The organism is Micromonospora coriariae (assembly GCF_900091455.1).
Lineage (GTDB): Bacteria > Actinomycetota > Actinomycetes > Mycobacteriales > Micromonosporaceae > Micromonospora > Micromonospora coriariae.
In genome coordinates, this window is sequence record NZ_LT607412.1 from 6,797,641 (window position 1) to 6,822,232 (window position 24,592).

The following is a 24,592-nucleotide window of genomic DNA, read 5'->3' on the forward strand; positions in this document are numbered from 1 at the left end:
GCGCCCAGCGGCGTCTCTGTCAAGAGACTGTTCGACACCCGGCTGATCCACCCGATCCACACACCAACGTGCCGGGGACCCCGACCGCTAATGCGCATTACTCCAGCGGGTTCATCGCGCCGAAATGTTGCGGCCAACCCCTTGACACACGCCTGTCCACGCGCCAAGCTCCTTCCCAACACCGAGCGCTAATACGCATTAGCAGCACCGGAAGGACCCGACGTGACCGCTCCCCCCAGACGCGTCACCCAGCGTGACATCGCGCGGATGGCCGGTGTCAGTCAGGCGACGGTCTCGCTGGTGCTCAACAATCGGACCGACGCCGAGGTCCGCATCGCCCCGGAGACCCGGGACCGGGTGTTGCGGGTCATCGCCGAGACCGGGTATGCCGCCGACCCTGTGGCCCGCCGCCTCGCCTCGCGGTTCAACCGGATCATCGGCGTCTTCACGTACGAGCCCGCCTTCCCCAGCGGCAGCCGGGACTTCTTCCACCCGTTCCTGCTCGGTATCGAGGAGTACGCCGAGCGGGTCGGCTGCGACCTGCTGCTGTTCACCAGCGCGCCGGTGCTGGACGGCCGGCGACGCATCTTCCACCAGGACAACCGGCTGCGTCTGGCCGACGGATGCATCCTGCTCGGGCGTGAGATCGACGGCGCGGAGCTGCACCGGCTCAACCGCGACGGATATCCGTACGTCGCCGTCGGGCGCCGCAACGACGCCGGCGGACCGGTCCCCTACGTCGGCGCCGACTACGCCTCGGCGGTGGCCCGGCTCGTCGAGGTGGCGTTGCGGCGCGGTCACCGCCGCCTGACCTACGTGAGCATGGGCACCACCGCCGAATCCTCCGAAGACCGCCTCCGTGGCTTCCGCGCCGCCGCGACCACCGCGGAGAGCGCCGGGCAGATGTCGGCGCTGGCCGGGGAGGCCGACACGACAGTCGACACCCTGATGGCCGACGGGACCACCGTCGTCCTCGTGGAGGACTTCGCCACGGCGGTCGCGCTGGAGGCGGCCGCCCGTCGGCGCGGCCTGACCGTGCCCGGCGACCTGTCGATCGTGACCCTCGGCGACCCGACGGTCCCGGTCCCCACCGACATCGCGTTCACCGGGTTCCGCATCCCCCGCGAGGAGATGGGCCGCCAGTCGGTCGAGGTGTTGACGGGAGTCATCGACGGCAGCGCGGCCGGCCTCCAACAGCGACTTCTCGCCTGCGAACTCGTCGAGGGCATCACCCTCGGCACCCCTGATCGGGCGGTCGACCGACGCTGAGCGGTCGGCCGCGCAACTGGAAGGAAGCACGTGGTACTTCTGCGTACGGACGTCCTCGTCGTCGGGGGCGGACTGGGCGGCGTCGCCGCGGCGCTCGCCGCGGCCCGGGCCGGCCGGTCCGTCATCCTGACCGAGGAGTTCGACTGGCTCGGCGGGCAGCTCACCAGCCAGGCCGTCCCGCCGGACGAACACTCCTGGATCGAGCAGTTCGGCGCCACCGCCAGCTACCGGGCGCTGCGCAACGGCATCCGCGACTACTACCGTCGCCACTACCCGTTGACCGAACGGTCCCGGGCCTGGACCGACCTCAACCCCGGTGCGGGTTGGGTGAGCCGGCTCTGCCACGAGCCGCGGGTGGCCGTGGCCGTCCTCGAACAGATGCTCGCCCCGTACCTCGGTTCGGGCCGGCTGCGGGTGCTGCAGCCGTACCGGCCGGTCGCCGCGGAGACCGACGGGGACCGGGTGACCGGCGTGACGCTGGCGCACCGCGACCGGGACGAGCGGATCGACGTGGTCGCGCCGTACATCCTGGACGCCACCGAGACCGGCGAGTTGCTTCCGCTGACGGGCACCGAGTACGTCACCGGGTTCGAGTCGCAGGCGGAGACCGGTGAGCCGAGCGCCCCGGCCGAGGCGCAGCCGATGAACATGCAGGCGGTGTCCGTCTGCTTCGCCCTCGACCACGTCGACGGCGACCACACCATCGACCGCCCCGCGGGGTACGACTTCTGGCGCGACTACAAGCCCGACTTCTGGGGTGACCGGCTGCTGTCCTGGAAGTCACCGCACCCGCGCACGCTGGAGATCGTCGAGCGCAGCTTCACCCCCAATCCGGACGACGACCCGCTGAGCGTCAACGCCGATCAACGCGTCAACCCCGGTGACGGCAACCTGTGGACGTTTCGGCGTATCGCCGCGCGGCGCAACTTCACCGACGGCGCGTACGGCAGCGACATCACGCTGGTGAACTGGCCGATGATCGATTACTTCGAGGGTCCGGTCATCGACGTGCCGAACGCGTCGTGGCACCTGGCCAAGGCCCGCGAGCTGTCGTACTCGGTGCTCTACTGGCTGCAGACGGAGGCGCCCCGGCCGGACGGCGGCACCGGCTTCCCGGGGCTGCGGTTGCGCGGCGACGTGACCGGCAGCTCGGACGGCCTGGCCCAGGCCCCGTACATCCGCGAGTCCCGCCGGATCCGGGCCGAGTACACAGTGGCCGAGCAGGACCTGTCCCTGGCGGTCCGGGGCGACCGCGGCGCGGTCAGCTACCCGGACGCGGTGGGCGTGGGCATGTACCGGATCGACCTGCACCCGTCGACCGGCGGCGACAACTACATCGACGTCGGCTCCTGCCCGTTCGAGATCCCGCTCGGCGCGCTGATCCCGCGGCGGATGGAGAACCTGCTGCCGGCCGGCAAGAACATCGGCACCACCCACGTCACCAACGGCAGCTACCGGCTGCACCCGGTCGAGTGGAACGTCGGCGAGGTCGCCGGCCTGCTCGCCGACTTCTGTCTGGCGCGGGGCGAGTCCCCGCGTGCGGTCCGCAACACCCCCCGTCTGCTGGCCGATTTCCAGGACCGCCTCACCGCGGCCGGCGTGGAACAGCGCTGGCCGCGGATCGCGGGCTACTGAACACACACCCCCGGTGAGGAGAAGATTGTGAGAGCAGGAAAGGCACTGCGCGGCGTCGCCGTGGCACTGGCCGGCGTGCTCGCCCTGACCGCCTGCGGCGGCGGTGGCGAGGCCGCCGACAGCGGCCCGGCGAAGCTGCGGATGACCGTCTGGTCGGCGAACGAGGCGCACCTCAAGCTGTTCAACGAGATCGCTGAGGAGTACCGCAAGAGCCACCCGGACGTGGCCGAGATCAAGTTCGACCCGCTGCCGTTCGACACCTACACCACGACCCTGACCACGCAGATCGCGGGCGGGAACGCGCCCGACCTCGCGTGGGTGTTCGAGAACTCCGCCCCGGACTTCGTCGCCTCGGGCGCGCTGCTGCCCCTCGACGACACGCTCAAGAAGGCTGAGGGTTACCAGTACGAGGACATCTCCCCTGCCACCCTCAAGCTCTGGCAGAACGAGGGGAAGCTGTATGCGTACCCCTTCTCCACCTCGCCGTTCGGGGTCTTCGTCAACACCGACATGCTCAAGAAGGCCGGGCAGAAGACCCCGGCCGAGCTGATCGCGGCCGGTCAGTGGACCTGGGACAACGCCCTGGCCACCGCCGCGGCGACGGCGGTCAAGTCCGGCAAGGCCGGCCTGGTCATTCGGGACTTCGACTACAAGGGCTGGGACAACCTGTCCACCTTCTGGACCGGGTGGGGAGCCCAGGCATGGAGCGAGGACGGCAAGACCTGCGGCTTCAACAGCCCGGAGATGGTCGACGCGATGACCACCCTGCACAAGGCCACCTTCATCCAGAAGGCGCTGCCCGGCCCGGGCACGACAGCCGACTTCTTCGCCGGTGACTCGGCCATGACGATCACCCAGATCTCCCGCGCCTCGCTGCTCAAGGACGGCGGCTTCGGGTGGGACCTGGTGCCGCTGCCCGCCGGGCCGAAGGGGAACTACGCGGTGGTCGGCCAGGCCGGCGTCGGGGTGATGAAGAAGAGCCCGCACGCCAAGCAGGCAGCCGACTTCCTGGCCTTCCTCACCAACCCCACGAACTCGGCGAAGCTCGCCCAGTTCTTCCCGCCGCCCCGCCAGTCGCAGCTGACCGCCGAGACCCTCGCCAAGACGAACCCGCAGCTCAAGCCGGAGCAGCTGCAGAAGGTCGTCATCGACGGCATCACCAGCGGCGTGGTCAAGCCCAGCCACTCCGGACAGGCCGAGCTGAGCCAGCAGGTCCGCGCCGGCCTCGACCCGCTGTGGCAGCCGAACGCGGACGTCAAGGCCGTACTCGACGGCGTCTGCGCCAAGATCCAGCCGCTGCTGGCGAAGTAAGGCCAACGATCATGACCCAGACGGACACCAGGGTGGGCTCGGCTGCTGCCGGGCCCGCCCCGGGCCCGGCCCGGCCGTTCTGGACCAGCCGCCGCCGGGACCAACTCGCCGGTTATGCGTTCATCGCCCCGCAACTGCTCGGCAGCGTCGTCTTCGTGATCCTGCCGCTGATCCTCGTGCTCTGGTACAGCCTGCACGAGTGGAACGTGCTCGCCGGGACCTTCGAATTCGTGGGCACCGACAACTACAAAGCTCTCGCCGATGATCCCAACCTCGGCGCGGTACTGCGCGCCACCGGGCTGTTCTCGATCGGCCTGGTAGTGGTCAACCTCGGCCTGGCCCTGCTGCTGGCCGTCCTGCTCAACCAGAGGCTGCGGGGCACGATCCTGTTCCGCACGCTGTTCTTCTCCCCCGTGGTGGTCTCGCTGGTCGCCTGGACCATCGTCTGGGGCTTCCTGCTTCAGGACAACGGCGGGATCAACGGGCTGCTCGACACCGTCGGCGTGCACGGGCCGAACTGGCTGCGCGGCGAGGGCACCGCGATGGTGTCCGTGATCGTCGTGCAGGTGTTCAAGAACGTCGGCCTGAACATGGTGCTGTTCCTGGCCGCCCTGCAGGGTGTGCCGGCCGAACTGTACGAGGCCGCGGAGGTGGACGGGGCGAGCCGGATGCGCCAGTTCTGGCGGATCACCGTACCGCTGATCAGCCCGACGATCCTGCTGACCTCGATCATCACCGTGGTCGGGTCGCTGCAGGTCTTCGCGCAGATCGCGGTGCTCACCCAGGGCGGACCCGGCACGTCGACGACCGTGCTCGTCTACTACCTGTACCAGCAGGCCTTCCAGTTCCATCACTTCGGCTACGGAGCCACGCTGTCGATCCTGCTGTTCGTCATCGTGCTCGCCCTCACCGTGCTGCAGTGGCAGATGCGCAAGAGGTGGGTCTTCCATGAATCGTGACCTGTCCCGACGGACCAAGCTGGTGCTCTACGGGGTGCTGCTGGTCCTGGCGATCCCGTTCGTCTTCCCGACCTGGTGGATGGTCACCTCGTCGCTGAAGCCGGTGGCGGACATCTTCGCCTTCCCGCCGAAGCTCCTGCCGACCAACCCGCGGTTCGACGCCTACCAGCGGGTGTTCGAGTTGCAGCCGTTCGGGCAGCAGTACCTGAACAGCCTCTACATCGCGCTGGTCGTCACGGTCGGCACCATGGCCGTGTCGGCGCTGGCCGGATACGCCTTCGCGCGCATCCGGTTCCGTGGCCAGAACGTGTTGTTCCTGGTCGTCCTCGCGGGCCTGCTCATTCCCAGCGAGGTGACGATCGTGCCGCTGTTCCAGATGTTCTTCAAACTCGGTCTGGTCAACACCCACTGGCCGCTGATCCTGGTGCCGATCTTCGGCGCGCCGAGCGTCCTGGCGACGTTCATCATGCGGCAGTTCTTCATCAGCCTCCCCGGTGAGCTGGAGGAGGCCGCCCGGGTCGACGGGCTGGGCCGCCTCGCCACCTTCTGGCGGATCGCCCTGCCGCTGTCGCGGCCGGCGCTGGGCGCGGTGGCCATCTTCACCTTCCTGCACAGCTGGAACCTCTACCTGGAACCGATCGTGTTCCTCTCCTCTCCGGAGAAGTTCACCCTGCCCCAGGCGCTCACCCAGTTCGTCGACGCCTACGGCGGTCCCATGTGGGACGTCCAGATGGCCGCGGCGTCAATGACCGCGCTGCCTGTCCTGGTGGTCTTCGTCATCGCGCAGAAGCAGTTCGTCGAGGGCCTCGCGCACACCGGCCTCAAGGGATGACGACACCGGCGGTCGGCATCGACATCGGCGGCACGAAGACGGCCGCCGCGCTGGTCGACCGGGGCGGGCAGGTGCTGCAGCGCCGCGAGGTGCCCACGCCCGCCCGGTCCGGGCCCACGGCCGTGCTGGACGCCGCCGCCCGACTGGCCACCGACCTGCTCGGCGTGGCCGCCGGGCCGGTGGGGGTGGGCACCGCCGGCACCGTCGACCCCGCAACCGGCGGCATCCGGTACGCCACCGACAGCCTGCCCGGCTGGACCGACACCCCGGTCGCCGACGCGCTGGCCGCCCGGCTGGGTCGACCCGTGCGGGTCACCAACGACGTGAACGCCGCCGCGCTGGGCGAGTGCTGGGCGGGCGCGGGGCGGGACCGCGCTCATGTGCTGCTGGTGGCCGTCGGCACGGGGCTGGGCGGAGCGGTCGTCCGGAACGGCCGCGTCGAGGCCGGTGCCCGTGGCGCCACCGGCGAGGTCGGGCATCTGCCGGCCCCGGGCGCCGAACGGCTGCGCTGCGGGTGCGGCCGGTACGGGCATCTGGAGGCGATCGCCTCGGGCAGCGGGCTGGCCGCCGCGTACCTCCTCGAGACCGGCACCCGGGTCACCGGCCGGACCGTGGCGGATCGGGCGGCGGCCGGCGACGTGGTCGCCCGAGGGGTCGTGGACCGCGCCGGAGCCGCCCTCGGCGCGGCCCTGGCGGGGTTGGTGGCCCTGCTCGATCCGGACGCCGTCCTGGTGGCCGGCGGCGCGGCCGGGGCCCTGCTGCCCGCCGCGTCGGCCGCCTACGCGGCCGAGTTGCCGGCGGGCTGGGCCGGCGTTCCGCTGCTGCCCGCCACGTTGGGCGCTGACGCCGTAGTGGTCGGCGCGGCCCGACTGGCCATGGACGGACGCGACATCGAAAGGACCAACGGGTGAGTGTGCTCGACGACCTGGCCGGCGGGCTGGTGGTCTCCTGCCAACCGCTGCCCGACGACCCTGACGACCCGATGCGTGACCCGTACGTCCAGGCCCGGGTGGCGGCCGCGGTGGTACGCGGGGGCGCGGTCGCGGTCCGGGTCAACGGACCGGACGACGTCAGAGAAGTACGCGCCACGGTCGACGTTCCGGTGATCGGGCTGTACAAGCACGGCACCGAGGACGTCTTCATCACCCCGACCGCGGCCCACGCGCTCGAGGTGGCGCTGGCCGGGGCGGACATCGTGGCGATCGACGCCACCGACCGCCCGCGACCGGACGGACGCCTCTTCGCCGACACGGTACGCGTGATCCGCGAACGGACCGACGCACTGATCCTGGCCGACGTCTCCACCACGACCGAGGGTGTCGCCGCCGTCGAGGCCGGCGCGGATGCCGTCGCCACCACACTGTCCGGCTACACCCCGGCCAGCCCACCGACTGACGGGCCCGACCTCGGGCTCGTGGCGCGACTCGTCGCACTGCTGTCCGTGCCGGTGATCGCCGAAGGGCGGTACCGCACCACCGAACAGATCGGCCGGGCCTTCGAGGCCGGTGCGCACGCGGTGGTGATGGGCAACGCCGTCACCTCGCCGCTGTGGATCACCCGCCGGCTCGTGCCGGCCACCCCCCGCGCGACGAGCGCCCCAACGAACAGGGAGTGAGCATGAGACGACGTACCCTCCTGGCCACCGGCATGGCCGGGCTGGCCACCGTGGCCATCGGCCGACCCGCCCTCGCCGGGCCCGCCCGGCGGCAGTTGAGCGTGGCGCTGGTGCCCTTGGACGATCGGCCGGTCAACACCTACGCCCCGCAGATGACCGCGGCGAGCGCCGGCGCCCAGGTGCGGTTGCCGCCGCGCGACATGCTGGGCCGCTTCTTCACCCCCGGCGACGGGGCCGCCATCGCCCGGTGGCTCGGCACCACCGACGGCGTCGACGGGTACGTGATCTCGGTCAGCATGCTCGCCTACGGCGGCCTGATCGCCTCACGCACCGCCGCCCCGACCCTGGCCGCCGCGCTGGAGAACCTGGCCGCCATCCGTAACCTCCGCGCGACCCGCCCGGGGGCGGTGATCGAGGTGCACGACACCATCCAGCGCCTCGCCATCACCAGCACGGGCACGGAGCTGGACAAGTACCGCGACCTGCTGGTCACCTGGGCGAAGCTCTACGACCAGGTGGTGAACCTCGGGCAGGAGGAGCTGCGGGCCCAGCTCGACGCCGTGCGGGCGCAGATCCCCGATCAGGTCGTCGAGGACTATCTCGCCGCGCGGGCCCGCAACCACCAGGTCAACCGGCTGATGGTCGAGTGGGTCGCCGACGGCACCATCAGCCACCTCGTGCTGTCCGAGGACGACACCGCGCCGGTGGGGCTGGCCCGAGCGGAGCGGGTGGAACTGGAGGCGCTTGTCGCCCAGCTCGGCGTCAGCGACCGGGTGGAAATCTTCCCCGGTGCTGACGAGGTCGACGCGTTGCTGGTCGCGCGGGTGATCGCGGCCGGCACGGCGCCCACCTACCGGGTGGAGTACGCCGGCGTCTCGGGCGAGGACTGGACCGCCCAACTGGAGGGCATCGCGTTCGCGGAGAACGTCCGCCGGCACGTGGCCGCCGTGGGGGGACGGGTCGTCAGCGGCGACGCGGACATCGTCCTCGCCGTGAACACCCCCTCGTCGGCACCCGGGCAGCGGGCCGCTGACCTGGACGCCTTCGTCGGACGGATCGGCGAGCTGCTGGCCGCCGGCACCCCGGTCATCGTGGTGGACCCGCTCATCGTGAACAAGGCGGACCACGAACTGGTCGCGCGGATGGAGAGCCGCCTGGATCTCGCGGCGCTGCTGTCGTACTCGGGGTGGAACACCGGCGGCAACGCCCTCGGCCTGGCGCTCGGGCACGGCACCGCCCGGTGGGCGTACCTGCGCTCCTCCGGCAGTGGGTTCGGCGTGCCCGACCTGCGCGGGCCCGGCCAGGCGCACGCCGAGTACCTGCTCTACCGGTTCGTCAAGGACGACCCGTGGAAGAACATCGTGCAGGTCGAGGCGTACGCGCACGCACGGGCGCAGGGCTGGGACCCGCTCGCCCTCACCCCCGAGCAGAAGAGCTACTTCGACGGCTGGGTGCGCGAACGGCTGGTGCCGCTGACCGAGCGCTACTTCACCGACCACTTCGCCGGGCACCGCCTCGTGCTGGGCCGGCGAGGCGCGAAGACCTTCATGGCGACCCTGGCTCGCTTCGAGTCGGCGCGTGTCGAGCTGCCGTGGGACCGGCTCTTCGAGGTGATCCTGGAGCCCCGGCTGCGACTGTCCTGACCGGACGGCCGGTCGCGCCGGGGGTTGACCCCGCCGGCGCGACCGGTCCGGTGCCGTCATCAGCCCGCGCGCTCGCGGTGCTGGCGCGCCTGGTGGTGCGGGCGGTTCGGGTCCGTCGCCGTCCCCCGTGCCGTGTGCTCAGGAGGGCGCGGAAGCCCGTGTGGCGGCGAGGACCCGGCGTACCTCGTCGCCGTCCGTGGCCTCGCGCCCGTCGCGCCGCACCGGTGCCCGCAGGTGCACCTCCCGCGCGCAGGTCTCCGCGAGCACCTGCCGGACGTTGTGCGACCGGATGCCGCCGCCGGCGATGACCCGCAACCGGTCGCCGGCCCGATGCCGCAGCGCGGCGATCCGTGGGGCACCGGCCAGCGCGCTCGGCGCCCCACCCGAGGTGAGCACCGCGTCGGCCCCGAGGTCGATGAGTTCCTCGATCGCCCCCAGCTGGTCGCCGACCTCGTCGAAGGCCTTGTGCACCGTCACCGGCAGCGGTCCCGCAGCCTCGATCAGGCGCCGCAGCACGGCCAGGTCGAGGCCGCCCGCGGCGGTGAGGGCGCCGACCACCACCCCGACCGCGAGACCGTGCGGATTGGGCAGGCCGCGGATGGCCTCGATGTCGGCGAGCATGACCTGCTCCTCGATCCCGTTCACCCGGAAATCACCGCCACGGGGACGGACCATTACCCGTACGCCCACCCGGCGCAAGGTCCGCAGCGCGACCCCGACCGTCCCCAGGCTCGGAGTGGTGCCGCCCTGGCCGAGGTCGGCGCACAGCTCCAGGCGGTCGGCTCCGGCCGCCTCGGCCACCAGCGCAGTCGGCACGTCGCTCACGCAGATCTCGACCGTGGTCATGTGGCCGCCCCGGCCCGAGCGGACGCCGCGGTCGACTCCGGACGCAGCGGGAAGTGGCACGCCACCTGGTGCGTGTCGCCGACCAGCGGCGGCTCGGTCTCGCAGACGTCCTGGGCCAGGGGGCAACGGGTCCGGAACCGGCACCCGGTGGGCGGGTTGAGCGCGCTCGGCAGCTCGCCGCGGATGGTCACCCCTTCGCGCGCGGTCTCGGCGTTCGGCGTGACGGAGGGAACGGCGTCGATGAGCGCCTGCGTGTACGGATGCCGGGCGGCTCGGACCACGTCCCGCGCGGGCCCGACCTCGACGAGCTTGCCGAGGTACATGACGCCGATCCGGTCGGCCATGTAATCGACGACGGACAGGTCGTGGCTGATGAAGACGTACGCCAGGCCGAGCTCGCGCTGCAGGTCCCGCATGAGGTTGAGGACCTGCGCCTGGATGGACACGTCCAGCGCGCTCACCGGCTCGTCGCCGACGATCAGCCGGGGTTGCAGGGCCAGCGAGCGGGCCAGCCCGATGCGCTGCAGCTGACCGCCGGAGAACTCGTGCGGGTAGCGCTCCAGGACGCGCCGCGACAGCCCGACCTGGTCGAGCAGCGTCGCGATCCGCGCCCGCCGCGCCGCCGGGCCGCCCACCTTCTGGATCTCGAGGGGTTCGGCGAGGATGGCGTCGACGCGCATCCGCGGGTTCATCGCGGCGTAGCTGTCCTGGAACATCAGTTGGACCTGCCGGTGCATCCGGCGGCGCTCCCGTCCGGCCAGGCCTGCGATGTCTGTGCCGTCCAGCATGATCTGCCCGGCGGTCGCCTGCTCCAGTCCGACGGCGAGCCGGCCCACTGTGGACTTGCCGCAGCCGGACTCGCCGACCAGCCCGAAGGTCTCGCCCGGGCCGACGTCGAACGACACGCCCGCTACGGCGCTCACCTGTCCGGCGGTCCGGCGCAGCAGCCCACGGCCGTGCGCCGCGTAGTTCTTGACCAGGTCCCGCACCGACAGGACGGGCTCGGCCGCCGGCTCACCGGGTGCGGCGGCCGCGTCCGCCGGCTCCGGCACCGGCTCGACCCGTGCCGGGGCGGGCAGGCTCACCGGCGCGGCGGGCCCCGCCGGCACGGGGTGCAGACAGGCGTGCTGGTGCGCGCCGGCCGACAGGGTCACCTCGCTGGTCAGGCACTCGTTGGTGACGTGCCGGCAGCGTGGCGCGAAGCGGCAGCCGGTCAGGGGCCGGGACAGGTCCGGCGGCAGGCCCGGGATGCTGTAGAGCCGGGCGTGTTCACCGAACTCCCGGATCGCCGACTCGGGAAGCGCCTCCATCAGGGCCTCCGTGTATCGGTGCCGCGGCGAGCGGAACAGCTCTCCGGTCGCTGCGGTCTCGACAACCCGTCCGGCGTACATGACGGCGACCCGGTCGGCGCGGCCGGCGATCACCCCGAGGTCGTGGGTCACCAGGATGACGGCCATCCCGAACTCTTCCCGCAGGTCGTCGATGAGTTCGAGGATCTGCCGTTGGGTGGTGACGTCGAGCGCCGTGGTCGGCTCGTCGGCGATGAGCAGGCGGGGGGAGCAGATCAGTGCCATCGCGATGGCAACCCGTTGCCGCATCCCGCCGGACAGCTCGTGCGGGTAGTTGTCGACAATCCGCTCCGGGCGCGGCATACCGACCCGGCGCAGGATCTCGATGGTCCGCTCCCGGGCCTCCGCCCGGCCGACCCGCTCGTGCACCCGCAGCGGTTCGCCGACCTGGACGCCGATCCGCATGGTCGGATTGAGGGAGGTGAGCGGGTCCTGGAAGACCATGCCCATCCGGACCCCACGGATCCGGCGTACGTCGTCGGCCGGCAGCGATCGCAGATCCCGGCCCTCGAAGAGGATCTGTCCCCCGGACACCTGGCCGCCGGGCGGCAGCAAGCCCATGATCGACAGCGCGGTCATGGTCTTGCCGCTGCCCGACTCCCCCACGACGCCGAGGGTCTCCCCCGGCATGACCTGGAGACTTACCCCGTCCAGGGCGTGCACCGTACCGCGGCGCAGCGCGATGTCGGTGTCGAGATCGCGCAGTTCCAGCAGGGGCTGGACCGCTGCCGGCCCGCCGGCCGCCGGGGCGTGTCGGACAGTCGATTCGCTCATTTTCTGCTCCTGCTCAGCGTCGCCGGAGGCGGACCTCGAAGGCGTCCCTCAGACCGTCGCCGATGAAGTTGAAGGCGAGGACGATGAGGATGATGGCGATGCCGGGCGGGTACAGCAGCCACCAGTGGCCGCTGTAGGTGTCCGCCAGGCCGTCGGAGAGCATCCCGCCCCAGTTCGCCGCCGGCGGGGGGACGCCGAGGCCGAGGAAGGACAGGTACGCGACGTAGAGGATCGCGTCGGCGACCTGGAAGGTCGCGTTGACGATCACTGTCCCGATGGCGTTCGGCACGATGTGCCGCCGCACGGCCCGGCCGCCGGTGCCGCCCATCCCCCGCATGGCCTGGACGTACTCGCGGGAGCGCAGGGTCAGTGCGTCACCCCGGACCAGCCGGGCCGGTCCCAGCCAGGCGAAGGCGCCGATGATGACGATGAGCATGGACACGCTCGGTGTGACGATGGCGGCGAGCAGCATGAAGAGGAACAGCGACGGGATCGACATCATCGCGTCGACGACCCGCATCATCGCCGAGTCCACCCAGCCGCCGGCGAACCCGGCGACGGCGCCCCAGATCGTGCCCACTGCGGTGGCGAGGATCCCGGCGGCGAGCCCGACGATGATCGAGGTCTGCCCGCCGAGCATGAGCCGCCCCAACTGGTCGTAGCCGACCCCGTCGGTGCCGAGCGGATGTCCCTGCTCACCGGGGCCCAGGTGGACGGCGGTGAGATCCGTGTGCACCTGGTCGGTGTGGTAGAAGACCGGACCGAGGAAGCAGATCGCGGCCAGCAGGACGAACAGGCCCAGGCCCACCAGGGCGAGCCGGTTCTCGCAGAAGACGGCCAGACCCTGCCGCCAGAGGCCGCGCACCGGCGCCTCGGCGTCGGCCGGCTGGTCGGGGGCGGCACCTGGGCCGACCGCCTCGGAGGGTGTGGTCATGACGCGCTCCGCTGGAGTCGGACCCGGGGATCGACGGCGGCGTAGAGCAGGTCGGCGACGAGCGCGCCGACCACCGTCGCGATCGAGATGATGACGGTGACCCCGAGCAGGATCGGGAAGTCACGCTTGAGCGCCGCCTGCCAGAACAGCTGTCCCATGCCGGGGAAGTTGAACAGCGACTCGACGACCAGCGCCCCGCTGAACAGCGCTGGCAGGTACATCCCGAGCAGCGCGATGACCGGGAACAGCCCGTTGCGCAACGTGTGCCGCAGCACCACCCGCCGCTCGGAGAGGCCCTTGCTGCGGGCCGTGCGGACGTAGTTCTCGTTGAGGTTGTCGACCATGGCGGAGCGGACGTACCGCGAGTAGACCGCGATGGTGACGATGGCGAGGGTGATCGTGGGCAGGACCAGCCCGGCCGGATCGGCGAGCACCTCCGCCACGGTGAACCCCTGCGGGGCCTCGGGCGGCAGGATCGGCCAGATCTGCGAGAATAAGATGATCATCATGAGGCCCATGAAGAAGATGGGCGTGGCGTACGCCAGCAGCGACAGCGAGGTGATGGCGTAGTCGGGCCAGCGGTTGCGGCGTACGGCCTGGATCACCCCGAGCGGGATCGCCAGGACGATGGCGAGCACTGTCGACAACAGCGACAGCACCATGGTCTTCGGCAGCCGCTGGGTGATCGCCTCGACTACCGACTGGTTGAGCTGGTACGAGTAGCCCAGATCGCCGCGCAGCAGACGGTGCACGTACATGCCGTACTGCTGGATCCAGGGCCGGTCGTAGCCCATGTCGTGGTTGAACGCCGCCAACTGCTGCAGCGTCGCCTCCTTGCCGAGGGTGGCGCGTGCCGCGCCGCCGGGCAGCAGGTGCAGGATGAGGAACGCGATCACCGTGACGAGCACGACGACGACGAGGGCCTGACCCAAGCGCGTGATGAGGTACCGGACCACCTGGGCCGTGCCTCCTCCCTGGTCGGGGCCCGGCGGCGCGGTGGGCGCCGCCGGGGCCGGGTCGATCAGTGGTCGGTCACTTCCAGGACCAGTCCTGGAAGTACATGAAGTTCATCGGGTCCTGCGGCTCGACCCCCTGCAGACCGGACCGGTAGGCCGAGACCTGGAACACCGGGTTCGGCATCCAGAGCACCGGCAGGTCCTTGGCGAGGAAGTCGTTGTACGCCTTGAGCGTGCTCTCGTCGCCGGAGAACTGCGTGGCTTCGATGAGCTTGTCGGCCTCCGGGTTGCTGTAGCTGCCCAGGTTCACCGGGGCGCCGGTGGCGAAGAGCCGTTCGCCGCTGGCGAAGGCCGGGTAGTACCAGCTGCCCTGCGAGCCGAAGAAGGACATGTCCCACGAGCAGGTGGCGTCCGCCGGCTTGCAGGCCGGGGTGACCGCGACCGAGTCGGGCACCTCCTTGATGGTCAGCTGGATGCCCAGCTTCGACATCTGCGACTTGATCTCGGCGAACGTCTTGGTCGTGGCCGCGAAACCGGTCTGGCTGGTCACTGTGAGGTTCAGCGCCGTGCCGGCGGCGATGCCGTCGCCGCACTGGTTCGGCCCGGTGCCCGGCGTCTGGCAGGTGGTCTGCCCGTCCGGGGTCACCTTCCAGCCGTGGCTCTCCAGCAGTTCCTTCGCCTTGGCCGGATCGAAGGAGTACACGCAGCCGGCGGCGTCGGTGCCGTTGGTGCCCGGCTTGACCGGCACCGGGCCGCAGGTCGGCGCGGCCGTGCCGGACCAGACCACCTTGCTGATCGTCGGCTGGTCGATGAGCATCTGCAGCGACTGCCGCAGGTACGGCTGCTTGAACAGCACACCGGTCTTCGGGTTGTTGAAGTTCAGCTGGAGGTAGGTGACGGACCAGCCGTACCACGGAGAGACCGTGTAGCCCTTGGACTTGAGGTAGCCCTCCTGGGACAGGTTGGCCGCGGGCACGTATCCGTAGTCGATGTCACCGGCGCGCAGCACGTTGAACTCGGCGTCGTCGCCGGTGAACGGACGAAGGACGACCTTGGCGAGCTTCGGCTTGTCCACACCGGAGTAGTTCGGCTGGGCCGCGAGGGTGACCTCGCCGCTCGGCACGTACTTCGTCAGCTTCCACGGGCCGCTGGTGACCTTCCACAGCTCGTTGGAGTCGTAGGTCTTGGGGTCCTTGGCGGCCGCGGTGAGGAAGTCGAAGACCTTCTTCGCGCCCGCCGGGGTGCTGGCCAGGTCGCTCACCGTCGCGGTGGCGGAATCCTTGTCCCAGGCGTGCTGCGGCATCGGGGTGATCTTGTTGAGCTGGTTGTCGACGAACCACGCGGTGTTGAAGACCTTGGTGGTGGTGATCGAGAAGGTCTTGTCGTCCTTGACCGACCACTGCGCGATGTTGTCCGGGAGGCCGCCGGCCCGGTAGGACGCCCACTTGTCCTTGTTCGCGCTGACCAGGTCGTACCAGAACTGGATGTCCCTGGTGGTGACGGGCTTGCCGTCGGACCAGGTGTTGTCCTTCAGCGTGATGGTCAGCGTCCTGCCGCCGTCACTCACCACCGGCGCCTCGGCCATCGAGCGCTGCGGGTCGATGTTGTACTGCGCCGAGCCGTCCAGCTTGTACTGGTAGAGGGACCGGTACAGCGCCTGGCCGAAGATCGCGTTCTCGCCCTGGGTGAAGCCGGGCGCCGAGATCGGCAGGATCCAGTTGGGGGTACGGAAGGCGACGGTCACCGTGTCCTTGCCCTGACTCCCGCCCTCCTTCGATGAACCGCTGCCAGCGCCGCAGGCGACCAGACCCGCCCCGAGGGCGACCGCGCTGGCTACCGCCATCGCGCCGCGGAGGGCTCGCCGGGGAAATCTGCTCCTCATGAATCTCCTCGATTGATGTGCACTGCCCCGCGTCTCCGGGCGCTACCGGCGGTGCCACACGTTCGGCCGCCTGGTGCTGCTCCTCGACGTTCGACGCGGAGAATGTATCCGGGTCGAAGTCGAGAGTCAACGAAACTTACCCTCTTTATTCGCTGACTTCCGCTAGGGTACGGTCGAAGTCGGCGAAGCATGGACCGATACTCTTCGCGTGGGCTCCGGAGCGCACCCTCCCGGGCACTGCGACACTGAGGCGGCGCCGGAGGACCGCCCGAACAAGGAGAGGCACCCCCTTGGAACCATCGATCTCCGCCACGCTGCGAGACCAGACCCTGAGCCTGCTGGCCAGCGGGACGGTCACCTCGCGCGCCGACCTCATCGAGGCGTTGCAGGTCGCCCCCTCGACGGTCACGAGCGTGGTACGCCGGCTGCTGGAGGAGGGCGTCATCCTCGAGGAGGGGGTGGGCCGGTCCACCGGGGGACGACGCCCCCGGATCCTGCGCCTGCGGGAGACCAAGGGGATCCTCGCCGTCGCGGAGCTGGGCGGCCGGCACGCCCGGGTGGGGTTGTGCGCGCCCGACGGAGGGCTGCGCACCACTGAGGAGGTGGCGATCGACATCGCCGCCGGGCCGGCGCAGGTGTTCGAGGTCGTCGGTGCGACGGTCGACCGACTCCAGGCCGCGACCGCGCCCGGCCAGGAGTTGCTCGGGGTCGGCGTGGCCCTGCCGGGTCCGGTCGAATTCCCCGGCGGGCGGCTGATCGGCCCGGCCCGGATGCCCGGCTGGAGCGGTGTCGACGCGAGCGCCCGCCTCGCCGAGCGCTTCCCGGTGCCGGTGGTCGTCGACAACGACGCGAAGGCGGCGGCGATCGGCGAGTACGTCACCCGGCGAGACGAGGTCGGCGACATGATCTACGTCAAGGCCGGCACCGGTATCGGCGCCTGCCTGGTCAGCGGCGGTCAGATCTACCGCGGCGGTCGCGGCCTCAGCGGCGACGTCACCCACGTCCGCGTGGCGGACAGCGGCGAGCGGGAGTGCTCCTGCGGCAGCCGGGGCTGCCTGGAGACCGTGGCCAGCGGCGCCGCCCTGGCCCGCCAGTTGGCCGAGCAGGGCTCGTCGGCGACCACGATCCGGGAGATCATGGCAGCCGTCAGCGACGCCGACCCGACAGTGGTGACCATGGTGCGCCACGCCGGCCGGCTGCTCGGCGTCGCCCTCTCCGGCCTGGTCAACTTCCTCAACCCCGACGCCGTCGTCATCGGCGGCGCACTGTCCAGCCTCGACGTCTACGTGGCCGCGACCCGGGGGATGCTCTACGAGCGCTGCCTTCCGTCCGTGACCCAGTCCCTGACCATCCAAGCCAGCGTCGCGGGCCCGGATGCGGCCCTGGTCGGCCTCGGGCACCTGCTGCGCACGACGACCGACGTACGACCCTCCTGAGGAGCAACACCCGTGTCCCGTCCCCTCCGCGTCGCCATCGGCGGCATCCACATCGAGTCCAGCACCTTCTCGCCGCACCTGAGCACCGCCGACGACTTCGAGGTCACCCGGGGCGACGCGCTGCTGGCCCGATACGACTGGCTCTCCCCCGCCCAGCCCTGGGCCGCCGACGTCGAGTGGATCCCGCTCGTGCACGCCCGGGCCCTGCCCGGCGGAGCGGTGGACCCGGCGACGTACGAGGTCTGGGCCACCGAGCTGGTGGAGAAGCTGGCCGCCGCCGGCCCCCTGGACGGCATGCTGCTGGACATCCACGGCGCGATGACCGTCGTCGGAAGCGACGACGCGGAGGGCGAACTCGTCACCGCCATCCGGTCGGTGATCGGGCCGGAGCCGTTCGTCTCCGCCGCGATGGACCTGCACGGCAACGTCTCGCAGGTGCTCTTCGACGCCTGCGACCTGCTCACCTGCTACCGCACGGCCCCGCACGTCGACGTGTGGGAAACCCGTGAGCGCGCCGCCCGGAACCTGGTCGAGGCGCTGCGCCGGCAGCAGCGCCCGCACAAGGCGCTGGTCCACGTGCCGATCCTGCTGCCGGGCGAGATGACCAGCACCCGCGAGGAGCCGGCCCGGGGCCTCTACGCGCGGATCGGTGAGGTCGAGGCCCGGGACGGCGTCGTCGACGCGGCGATCTGGATCGGGTTCGCCTGGGCCGACCAGCCGCGCTGCCGCGGCGCGGTCGTCGTCACCGGCACCAACGCCGCCGCCACCACCGAGGCGGCCCGCGAACTCGGCGGGCACTTCTGGGCGGCCCGCGACGAGTTCGCCTTCGTCGCCCCCACCGGCTCGATGGACGAGTGCCTCGACACCGCCCTGGCCGCGGTCGCCGATCCGGCCCGGCGACCGTTCTTCATCAGCGACTCCGGCGACAACCCGGGCGCAGGCGGCGCCGACGACGTCACCTTCGCCCCCGAACGGATGCTGGCCCGTCCCGAGATCCGCGACGGCTCCCGTCGTGCCGTGTTCGCCTCGCTGGTCGACCCGCAGGCCGCGGCACAGATCGCCGACCAGCCGCTCGGCTCCCCGGTCCGGGTGACCGTCGGGGGGCGGATCGACTCCCGGGACCCAGGGCCGCTCTCGCTCGACGGCACCCTGGAGGCGGTCGCCGACGATCCCGACGGCGGGCGGTGCGTCAGCGTACGCGTCGGCGGGCTCAGCGTCCTCGTCACCTCCCGCCGGATGCAGTACCGCCTCCTGGACTCCTACGCACGGCTGGGCATCAAGGTCGACGAGATGGACCTCGTCGTGGTGAAGATCGGTTATCTCGAACCCGAACTGTTCGACGCGGCCGGAGACTGGCTCCTCGCCCTGACGCCGGGCGGCGTAGACCAGGACCTCGCACGACTGCCGTACCAGAACGTGGTGCGACCGGTGTTTCCCCTGGACCGCGACTTCACCGCGGACCTCGCCGTGGTGACCGGGTGATCGCGTGACCCAGCCCGAAGGCCAGTGCGTCCTCGCCGTCGACGTCGGCGGAACGACCATCAAGGGGGCCGTTGTCGGCGAGGACGGCCGGCTCCGGCACCAGCTGACCGTGCCGTCGCAAGCGGACGACGACCCGGTCAAGGCCGTCCGGTCCCTGTGCCGGCAACTGCGCGACGACGCGCTCGATCTCGGCACCACACCCGCCGCGATCGGCGTGGTCACGCCGGGCATCGTCGACGAGAGGAACGGGGTGGTGCGGTACGCCGCCAATCTCCGGTTCCGGAACGTGCCGCTGCGCGCCCTGGTCGGGGACGACCTCGGGCTCCCGGTGGCGGTCGGGCACGACGCGCGGGCGGCCGGCGTCGCCGAGGCGGCGGCCGGGGCGGCCCGTGGGCTGGACAACTTCCTGCTGCTGCCGCTGGGCACCGGCATCGCCGCGGCGGTAGTGGTGCACGGCGAGCCGGTGCCGGGCGCGACCGGCTCGGCCGGCGAGGTCGGCCACATGCCGGTCCATCCCGGCGGCGAGCCGTGCAGTTGCGGGCAGCGGGGATGCCTGGAGGTCTACGCCTCCGCCGGCGGGCTGGCTCGCCGCTACGCCCGACTCGGCGGAAACCCGGACGCCGACAGCCGAGCCATCGCCGACGCGGTGGGCACCGACCCGGTCGCCGCCGCCGTCTGGAACGACGCGACCCAGGCGCTGGGGATCGCCCTGGCCACCCTCACCCTGACCCTCGACCCGGCCCGCATCGTTCTCGGCGGCGGGCTGGCGGACGCGGGCGCGCTGTTCTTCGACCCGGTACGCGACGCCCTGCGTGCGGCCCTCGCCTGGCGGACACCGCCCCCGGTGCTGCGCTCCGCCTTCGGTCCGCAGGCCGCGCAGATCGGCGCCGCCATCCTGGCCCGACGGCTCGCCGGCCTGTCCGTTCCCGACGGCTGGGGCGCACCGGCCCTCGGTGACCACGACCACGACGAGGGTGCAGTGGCCTCGACACCTTGACGATGCCCGTCCGGCGCGGGCGGCCATACTGACCGTGCGGGCCGGGGCCCGACCACGAAGGAGGTGACCGCTGTGCCGATCGGTCGGCTCCACCATCTGATCGTCGACTGCCCGGATCCGACGGTCGAGGCGCGTTTCTGGAGCGCGGTCCTCGGCGACCCGATCACGTACGCGGACGAGGACTTCGCCGTCGTGTCGGCCAGCACGTCGGCGTCCGGGCTGGCGTTTCAGCGCGCCCCCGACCTGACGCGGCCGACGTGGCCAGAGCCGGCGGTGCCGCAGCAGATGCACCTCGACGTGATGGTTGACGATCAGGCCGCGGCAGGCGAGGCGGTGCTCGCGCTGGGTGCGCGGCGGTTGCCCGGCGAGCACGTGTACGCCGATCCGGCCGGCCACCCGTTCTGCCTGATCAGACGCCCCACCTGGGCGCCGCCCGTGAACTGAACTCAGCCCTGGCTGTTACGGCTGGTAGAACTTGCACCGGCTGCACGGCAGCCCGGGCCACCGCGGTCCCGCCGACAACGAGGCCGCCCTGGCGGCCTGACCACCACACCGGTGGTGTCCGCCGCGGCGGAACGAGTCAGACCACAGGAGTGTCAGAACGTATGGACGGAACCGCAGGCAGCCTGTGGGCGGTAACCGGTCTGGATCCACTGGCCGGACGGGTGTTGGAGCATCTGGTAGCCGTGCCGTCGGCGGATGCCACCGAGGTGGCGTCCGCTGTCGGGGTGTCCTCGGCGGAGGCGGAACGAGCACTGCGCCACCTGGCGGACTCCGCACTGGCGCTGCAGATCGACGGCACGACACCGCGATGGGCGGCCGGCCCACCACGGTCATCGCTCAGCGCCCTGCTGGCCCGACGGCGGGCCGAACTGGCCCGTGTTGACGGCATCGTGGAGCGGCTTCACGAGGTGTACGAGGCGGTGTCCGGGCCGCGCGCTGCGCACCTGGTCGAGGTGCTGGAGCGCCAGGACGAGGTGCCGGGGCGCTACGGTCAGCTGCTGAAGGGGAGTTCGTTCGAGGTACTGCATCTGGCCAAGCCGCCGTATGTGACGGCCGCGCAGCCGTCCGTCGGGGAGTCGGGCGTGGCGCCCGGGGTGCGGATGCGGTCGGTGTACGAGACGGAGGGCTTCACCGACGCGGTGTCGCTCACGACGGCGCTGCGCGGGACGGATCAGGGCGGGGAACTGCGGCTGGCGGCACGGCTGCCGGTGAAGTTGGTGGTGTTCGACCGGGCGGCGGCTCTGCTGCCGGTGCGCGGGGACCGCCCGGCGGCGGGTTCCTTGGTGGTGCACTCCCCCGCGCTGGTGGTGGCGCTGGTGGCGCTGTTCGAGAGCGTGTGGGAGCGCGCCGAGCCGGTGTCGCTGGCGAGCCGACATGACGGGCCGGCTTCGAAGGGCGGCCCGGCGACTGAAGGGCCGGACGGGCGAACACGGGAGATCCTGCACATGTTGGCGACCGGGATGAAGGACGAGGCGATCGCCCGCGTGCTCCAGGTGAGCCGCCGTACGGTGCAGAAACATGTCAGCGAGGCGGGTTCCCTGCTCGGCGCCCGGACCCGGTTCCAGATCGCGCTGCTGGCGGCGGAGCGGGGGTGGCTCAAGGGCCCGGTGGGGAATTGACGAGGCACTGTCCTGAACGCGACGAAGCGCCGGGACCGCCCTGAGGGGTCCCGGCGCTTCGTCGTGGAGCGCCCGTCCTAGGAGGGGCTCACCTGCAGGACTTGGCTCCCTTCGCGTACGCCAGGCCGAAACCGCCGGCCGACGAGTCCATGAAGATCACCTCGCGCCCCGTGCCCGCCGTCGCGAACATCTGGGCGCCCGGGCTGCACGACGCCGGGCCGACGTACTTTCCGTTGAGCGTGTACTGCTTGAGCTTCGGATTGAGCGAGTTGTCCGGGTAGCCGCCGGTCGAGAGCCAGAGGTCCGCGGGCGCCTCCTCGGTGACCGTGAGGGTCGTGTCGGACAGCGTGAGGACGTCGGCGCGGATCGCCTGCGGGGAGTTCTCCTCGAAGAGCAGGTGGCTGGTGCCCGTGGCGAAGTCGAACAGCCGCACGGAGTCGTTGAACGTCCCCTGGCTCCACTCGCCGTCGACGTACCTGCCGTAGTCGCGGTTGATCACCCAGGCGACGCCGGTGGCGGACACCTGGGGGTAGCTCATCGTCTCGGCACCAGGGTCACCGCCGGCGAAGGTCGTCTTCCCCGTCGCGATGTCGTACACCTCGACGCCCAGCGACCACCGGTTGCCGTTGGCGTCGGGCTGCGGGTAGTCCTCGTACCGGACGTAGGAGATCTTCCCGTTCTTGACGCTCGGCGCCGTCGCGTTCCCGAGCCAGTCGGGGTGGGCGAGGGTGTGGACGGTCCGCGAGCTGCCCTGCAGGTAGCGCACGACGTCGCGGTAGCCCTGCTCCGGGTCGTACTGGCTCCACGTGACGACGGCGCCGTCGAAGCTCAGGCCGTTGATCCGGTACGGGGAGCTGTAGAGCTCCTCGACCTGGCCGCCGCCGACCGGCGCCGACAGGATGTGGTTGACCTCCCACGTCGGGGAGTCGGGGTCCGCCTCGATCGACAGCCACACGACCCGCTTGCCATCGGTGTGCGGGAAGCTGTGCATGTTCCCGTCGTCCGGGGAGATCCGGTACGGCGCGACCTTGCCGTCGATGCGGCCCACCCAGATCGACGGCGGCTGGGTGTGGTTCGCGTCCGAGCGCGGCACGGTGAACCAGCCGCCGGCCATGCTCGCCGTCATGTCGACGTACATCCCGGTGTTGAGCCGGTCGACCAGGAGGTCGGTCTTCTTGCCGTAGAGGTTCGCCTTCCACTTCGCGGTGATCCCGCGCGAGTCGAACGCCGCCCGGACCACCTTGAGCTCCTTCTGACTCAGGCCGGAGGACTTGGCGGAGGCGAGCACCGCCTCGCGGGCGTCGACGAAGTCGGACATCGGCGTGAGGTAGTCGGTGAGCGCCCGGTAGACGATCTTGTCAGCGACCGCGCCACCGAATGCCTGACGCAGGTCCCACAGCGCCCCGGACACGATCGTCGAGTTGAGGTGCACGCCGCCGTCGTCCATCTGCGGCGTGTCCATGAGGTGCTGGAAGTTCGCCGTGGTGGCGCCGTCGTCGAGGTTGCGCAGGGCGCACTTGGTGGGCGCAAGGGTGCGGCAGAGGTCGCCGCCGATCAGGCTCGCCTCGGGGTCGGACATGGGCGTGCCGGCCGCGTCGAGGTCGATGGCGTTGCCGAAGTAGTCGGCGATCGCCTCATTGAGCGCGCCGGGCTGGCCGGCGTAGACGAGGTTGGCGGAGTTCTCCACCACACCGTGCGTCATCTCGTGGCCCACGACGTCCGGGTCGGCGGCCAGCGGCAGGTACTCGTCGTCGCCGCTGCCGTACACCATGCGGGTGCCGTCCCAGTACGCGTTGACGAACGGGTAGCCGCCGTAGGTGATGCCCACGATCGAGTTGATCGGCATGCCGTCATCGTCCAGGCTGTTGCGCCCGAGATTCGTCTGGAACCACTCGAACACCTTCGCGGCGTCCCAGGCCGCGTCCACGGCGCCGGCGTCGGTCAGGTCCGCGCCGAGTGTGCTCGACGGCGACGCGAACGGCCCCACGCCCTCGGGCAACTGGCCGTCGAGCAGCTCGTAGTAGTCCCGGCCCCGAGCATCCCAGGTGGTGATCGGCACCGTCCGGCCGTCCGGGAGGGTGTGCGTCTGATCGATCATGAGGTAGGAGCTCGCGTCGTCGGTCCGGACGAGCGGGACCGGCACAGTCGCGCCGTGCAGGCTCCTGCCCTCGCCGACGACCGGCGTCGTGCCCTTGCCCGACGGGAGCGCCTTCGTAACGGCCCGCGGCGCGACGGCGGTCCCGCCGGCGGCCAGGGCGGCGGCCTGCTGCGCGGTGGCGAAGGGCTTGATCCGGCTGACGCTGAGCAGCGTCACCCCGTTCGTCGCGCCCACGTACACGTCGCGGAGCACGGGCTGGCCGGTGACGACGTCCTTGCCCTTGACCAGCACGCGCCGGGCGAGCACGCCGGTGCCGGTCGGCATGACCACGAGACCCTGGTCGGTGCCGCTGAGATCGGCGTGGGCGGCGTCGGGCGTCGTGCCGGGCCGCGGGGCGCCGGCCACGACGGCCGCACCGGGGTGCAGGCTCTTGCGCACGTCCTCGACCGCTCGGGAGACCGCGACGTGCGCGGGCATCGGGGTGCTGGTCGTGTCGACGTCGAGGTCTGTGAAGTAGGTGCCCGACGTGCCGGTCACCGCTCGCTTGCCGGTCTTCTTCTCCATCCGCACCACGTACTGGGCGCCGAACACGGGCAGGCCCTTGTACTTCTGGTTCAGCCGGACCGTCTCCCGCGCGCCCTGCGTGTCGATGTTCGCGGTGGTGAGCGTGCCGGCCGGGTCGGCGATCCGGTAACGGTCCTTGTGGCCCGCGAGGTGGGCCTTGGCGGCCTTGTCCGGTGCGATCGTGGCGTCGACCGGGTCGGCCAGGTCGTCGACGAGCGCGGGGGCGTCCGTAGCGGGTGCCACGGTGGCCGGAACTGAAGCCTCCGCGGCGGTCGTCGTGCCCGTCGCCGACGGGGTCGCCGCGGTCGCGGCCTGGGCGGTGGTTCCGAGGAGGGCGGCCGTCGCCAGGATGGCGAGGGCGGGTGGTGCCTTGAGTCTGCGCATCTGT

Annotated in this window: 19 protein-coding genes; 13 read left to right on the top strand and 6 right to left on the bottom strand. The window is 71.2% G+C overall.

The features are described 5' to 3' along the window. Positions 1-222: 222 nt before the first annotated feature. From GA0070607_RS31565 to GA0070607_RS31600, 8 genes are read left to right on the top strand one after another with little or no spacing between them, the layout of a single operon-like run. On the top strand, positions 223-1,269 hold the full coding sequence (locus tag GA0070607_RS31565) for a LacI family DNA-binding transcriptional regulator (RefSeq protein WP_089021460.1): 1,047 nt from the start codon (positions 223-225) through the stop codon (positions 1,267-1,269). A 30-nt stretch (positions 1,270-1,299) separates the two neighbouring features. Then, positions 1,300-2,904, top strand: coding sequence for an FAD-dependent oxidoreductase (locus GA0070607_RS31570; protein ID WP_197701203.1), 1,605 nt, complete (start codon positions 1,300-1,302; stop codon positions 2,902-2,904). Positions 2,905-2,931: 27 nt separating this feature from the next. Further along, entirely contained in the window at positions 2,932-4,215 is a 1,284-nt protein-coding gene (locus tag GA0070607_RS31575) for an ABC transporter substrate-binding protein (protein WP_089021461.1), read from the top strand. Between the two features lie 11 nt (positions 4,216-4,226). After that, the gene (locus tag GA0070607_RS31580; RefSeq protein WP_089021462.1) at positions 4,227-5,174 is read left to right on the top strand and encodes a carbohydrate ABC transporter permease; all 948 of its coding nucleotides are present in this window, start codon (positions 4,227-4,229) and stop codon (positions 5,172-5,174) included. Next, complete coding sequence (locus GA0070607_RS31585; RefSeq protein WP_089021463.1) at positions 5,164-6,006, top strand: carbohydrate ABC transporter permease; 843 nt, start codon at positions 5,164-5,166, stop codon at positions 6,004-6,006. The genes GA0070607_RS31580 and GA0070607_RS31585 overlap by 11 nt, the downstream gene beginning before the upstream one ends. Next, a complete protein-coding gene (locus tag GA0070607_RS31590; RefSeq protein WP_089021464.1) occupies positions 6,003-6,917 on the top strand; it encodes an ROK family protein in 915 nt (304 codons plus the stop codon). Before GA0070607_RS31585 ends, GA0070607_RS31590 begins: the two co-directional genes overlap by 4 nt. After that, on the top strand, positions 6,914-7,621 hold the full coding sequence (locus tag GA0070607_RS31595; protein WP_089021465.1) for an N-acetylmannosamine-6-phosphate 2-epimerase: 708 nt from the start codon (positions 6,914-6,916) through the stop codon (positions 7,619-7,621). Before GA0070607_RS31590 ends, GA0070607_RS31595 begins: the two co-directional genes overlap by 4 nt. Positions 7,622-7,623: 2 nt before the next feature. Continuing rightward, the gene (locus GA0070607_RS31600; RefSeq protein WP_089021466.1) at positions 7,624-9,264 is read left to right on the top strand and encodes a DUF4127 family protein; all 1,641 of its coding nucleotides are present in this window, start codon (positions 7,624-7,626) and stop codon (positions 9,262-9,264) included. Positions 9,265-9,402: 138 nt separating this feature from the next. Here the strand turns inward: GA0070607_RS31600 and GA0070607_RS31605 are convergent, their stop codons facing one another. The 5 genes from GA0070607_RS31605 to GA0070607_RS31625 form a co-directional block, all read right to left on the bottom strand. Further along, on the bottom strand, positions 9,403-10,110 hold the full coding sequence (locus GA0070607_RS31605; protein WP_089021467.1) for a copper homeostasis protein CutC: 708 nt from the start codon (positions 10,108-10,110) through the stop codon (positions 9,403-9,405). Next, entirely contained in the window at positions 10,107-12,233 is a 2,127-nt protein-coding gene (locus GA0070607_RS31610; RefSeq protein ID WP_089021468.1) for an ABC transporter ATP-binding protein, read from the bottom strand. Before GA0070607_RS31610 ends, GA0070607_RS31605 begins: the two co-directional genes overlap by 4 nt. A gap of 13 nt (positions 12,234-12,246) precedes the next feature. Next, positions 12,247-13,167, bottom strand: coding sequence for an ABC transporter permease (locus GA0070607_RS31615; RefSeq protein ID WP_089021469.1), 921 nt, complete (start codon positions 13,165-13,167; stop codon positions 12,247-12,249). Then, positions 13,164-14,123: an ABC transporter permease gene (locus GA0070607_RS31620; protein ID WP_089021470.1), complete on the bottom strand. Its 960-nt coding sequence runs from the start codon at positions 14,121-14,123 to the stop codon at positions 13,164-13,166. Before GA0070607_RS31620 ends, GA0070607_RS31615 begins: the two co-directional genes overlap by 4 nt. A 76-nt stretch (positions 14,124-14,199) precedes the next feature. Further along, positions 14,200-16,005: a peptide ABC transporter substrate-binding protein gene (locus GA0070607_RS31625; protein WP_089021471.1), complete on the bottom strand. Its 1,806-nt coding sequence runs from the start codon at positions 16,003-16,005 to the stop codon at positions 14,200-14,202. 290 nt (positions 16,006-16,295) lie between these two features. On the opposite strand from GA0070607_RS31625, the gene GA0070607_RS31630 reads away from it, so the two are divergent. The 5 genes from GA0070607_RS31630 (at position 16,296) to GA0070607_RS31650 (ending at position 21,542) form a co-directional block, all read left to right on the top strand. Then, entirely contained in the window at positions 16,296-17,441 is a 1,146-nt protein-coding gene (locus GA0070607_RS31630) for an ROK family transcriptional regulator (protein ID WP_089021472.1), read from the top strand. A gap of 12 nt (positions 17,442-17,453) precedes the next feature. After that, a complete protein-coding gene (locus GA0070607_RS31635; protein ID WP_089021473.1) occupies positions 17,454-18,923 on the top strand; it encodes a M81 family metallopeptidase in 1,470 nt (489 codons plus the stop codon). 4 nt (positions 18,924-18,927) lie between these two features. Further along, entirely contained in the window at positions 18,928-19,920 is a 993-nt protein-coding gene (locus tag GA0070607_RS31640) for an ROK family protein (protein ID WP_089021474.1), read from the top strand. A 63-nt stretch (positions 19,921-19,983) separates the two neighbouring features. Then, on the top strand, positions 19,984-20,364 hold the full coding sequence (locus GA0070607_RS31645; RefSeq protein WP_089021475.1) for a VOC family protein: 381 nt from the start codon (positions 19,984-19,986) through the stop codon (positions 20,362-20,364). Between the two features lie 161 nt (positions 20,365-20,525). Further along, entirely contained in the window at positions 20,526-21,542 is a 1,017-nt protein-coding gene (locus GA0070607_RS31650; protein ID WP_089021476.1) for a helix-turn-helix transcriptional regulator, read from the top strand. A gap of 88 nt (positions 21,543-21,630) precedes the next feature. Here the strand turns inward: GA0070607_RS31650 and GA0070607_RS31655 are convergent, their stop codons facing one another. Then, positions 21,631-24,588, bottom strand: coding sequence for a M4 family metallopeptidase (locus GA0070607_RS31655; RefSeq protein WP_089021477.1), 2,958 nt, complete (start codon positions 24,586-24,588; stop codon positions 21,631-21,633). Positions 24,589-24,592 lie beyond the last annotated feature (4 nt).

What these genes read in the sequence shown, in the direction of transcription:
- GA0070607_RS31600 (WP_089021466.1), top strand. Translation starts at nt 7,624, where the DNA reads ATGAGACGACGTACCCTCCTGGCCACCGGCATGGCCGGGCTGGCCACC.
- GA0070607_RS31650 (WP_089021476.1), top strand. Translation starts at nt 20,526, where the DNA reads ATGGACGGAACCGCAGGCAGCCTGTGGGCGGTAACCGGTCTGGATCCA.
- GA0070607_RS31585 (WP_089021463.1), top strand. Translation starts at nt 5,164, where the DNA reads ATGAATCGTGACCTGTCCCGACGGACCAAGCTGGTGCTCTACGGGGTG.
- GA0070607_RS31625 (WP_089021471.1), bottom strand. Translation starts at nt 16,005, where the DNA reads ATGAGGAGCAGATTTCCCCGGCGAGCCCTCCGCGGCGCGATGGCGGTA.
- GA0070607_RS31605 (WP_089021467.1), bottom strand. Translation starts at nt 10,110, where the DNA reads ATGACCACGGTCGAGATCTGCGTGAGCGACGTGCCGACTGCGCTGGTG.
- GA0070607_RS31655 (WP_089021477.1), bottom strand. Translation starts at nt 24,588, where the DNA reads ATGCGCAGACTCAAGGCACCACCCGCCCTCGCCATCCTGGCGACGGCC.
- GA0070607_RS31590 (WP_089021464.1), top strand. Translation starts at nt 6,003, where the DNA reads ATGACGACACCGGCGGTCGGCATCGACATCGGCGGCACGAAGACGGCC.
- GA0070607_RS31615 (WP_089021469.1), bottom strand. Translation starts at nt 13,167, where the DNA reads ATGACCACACCCTCCGAGGCGGTCGGCCCAGGTGCCGCCCCCGACCAG.
- GA0070607_RS31610 (WP_089021468.1), bottom strand. Translation starts at nt 12,233, where the DNA reads ATGAGCGAATCGACTGTCCGACACGCCCCGGCGGCCGGCGGGCCGGCA.
- GA0070607_RS31580 (WP_089021462.1), top strand. Translation starts at nt 4,227, where the DNA reads ATGACCCAGACGGACACCAGGGTGGGCTCGGCTGCTGCCGGGCCCGCC.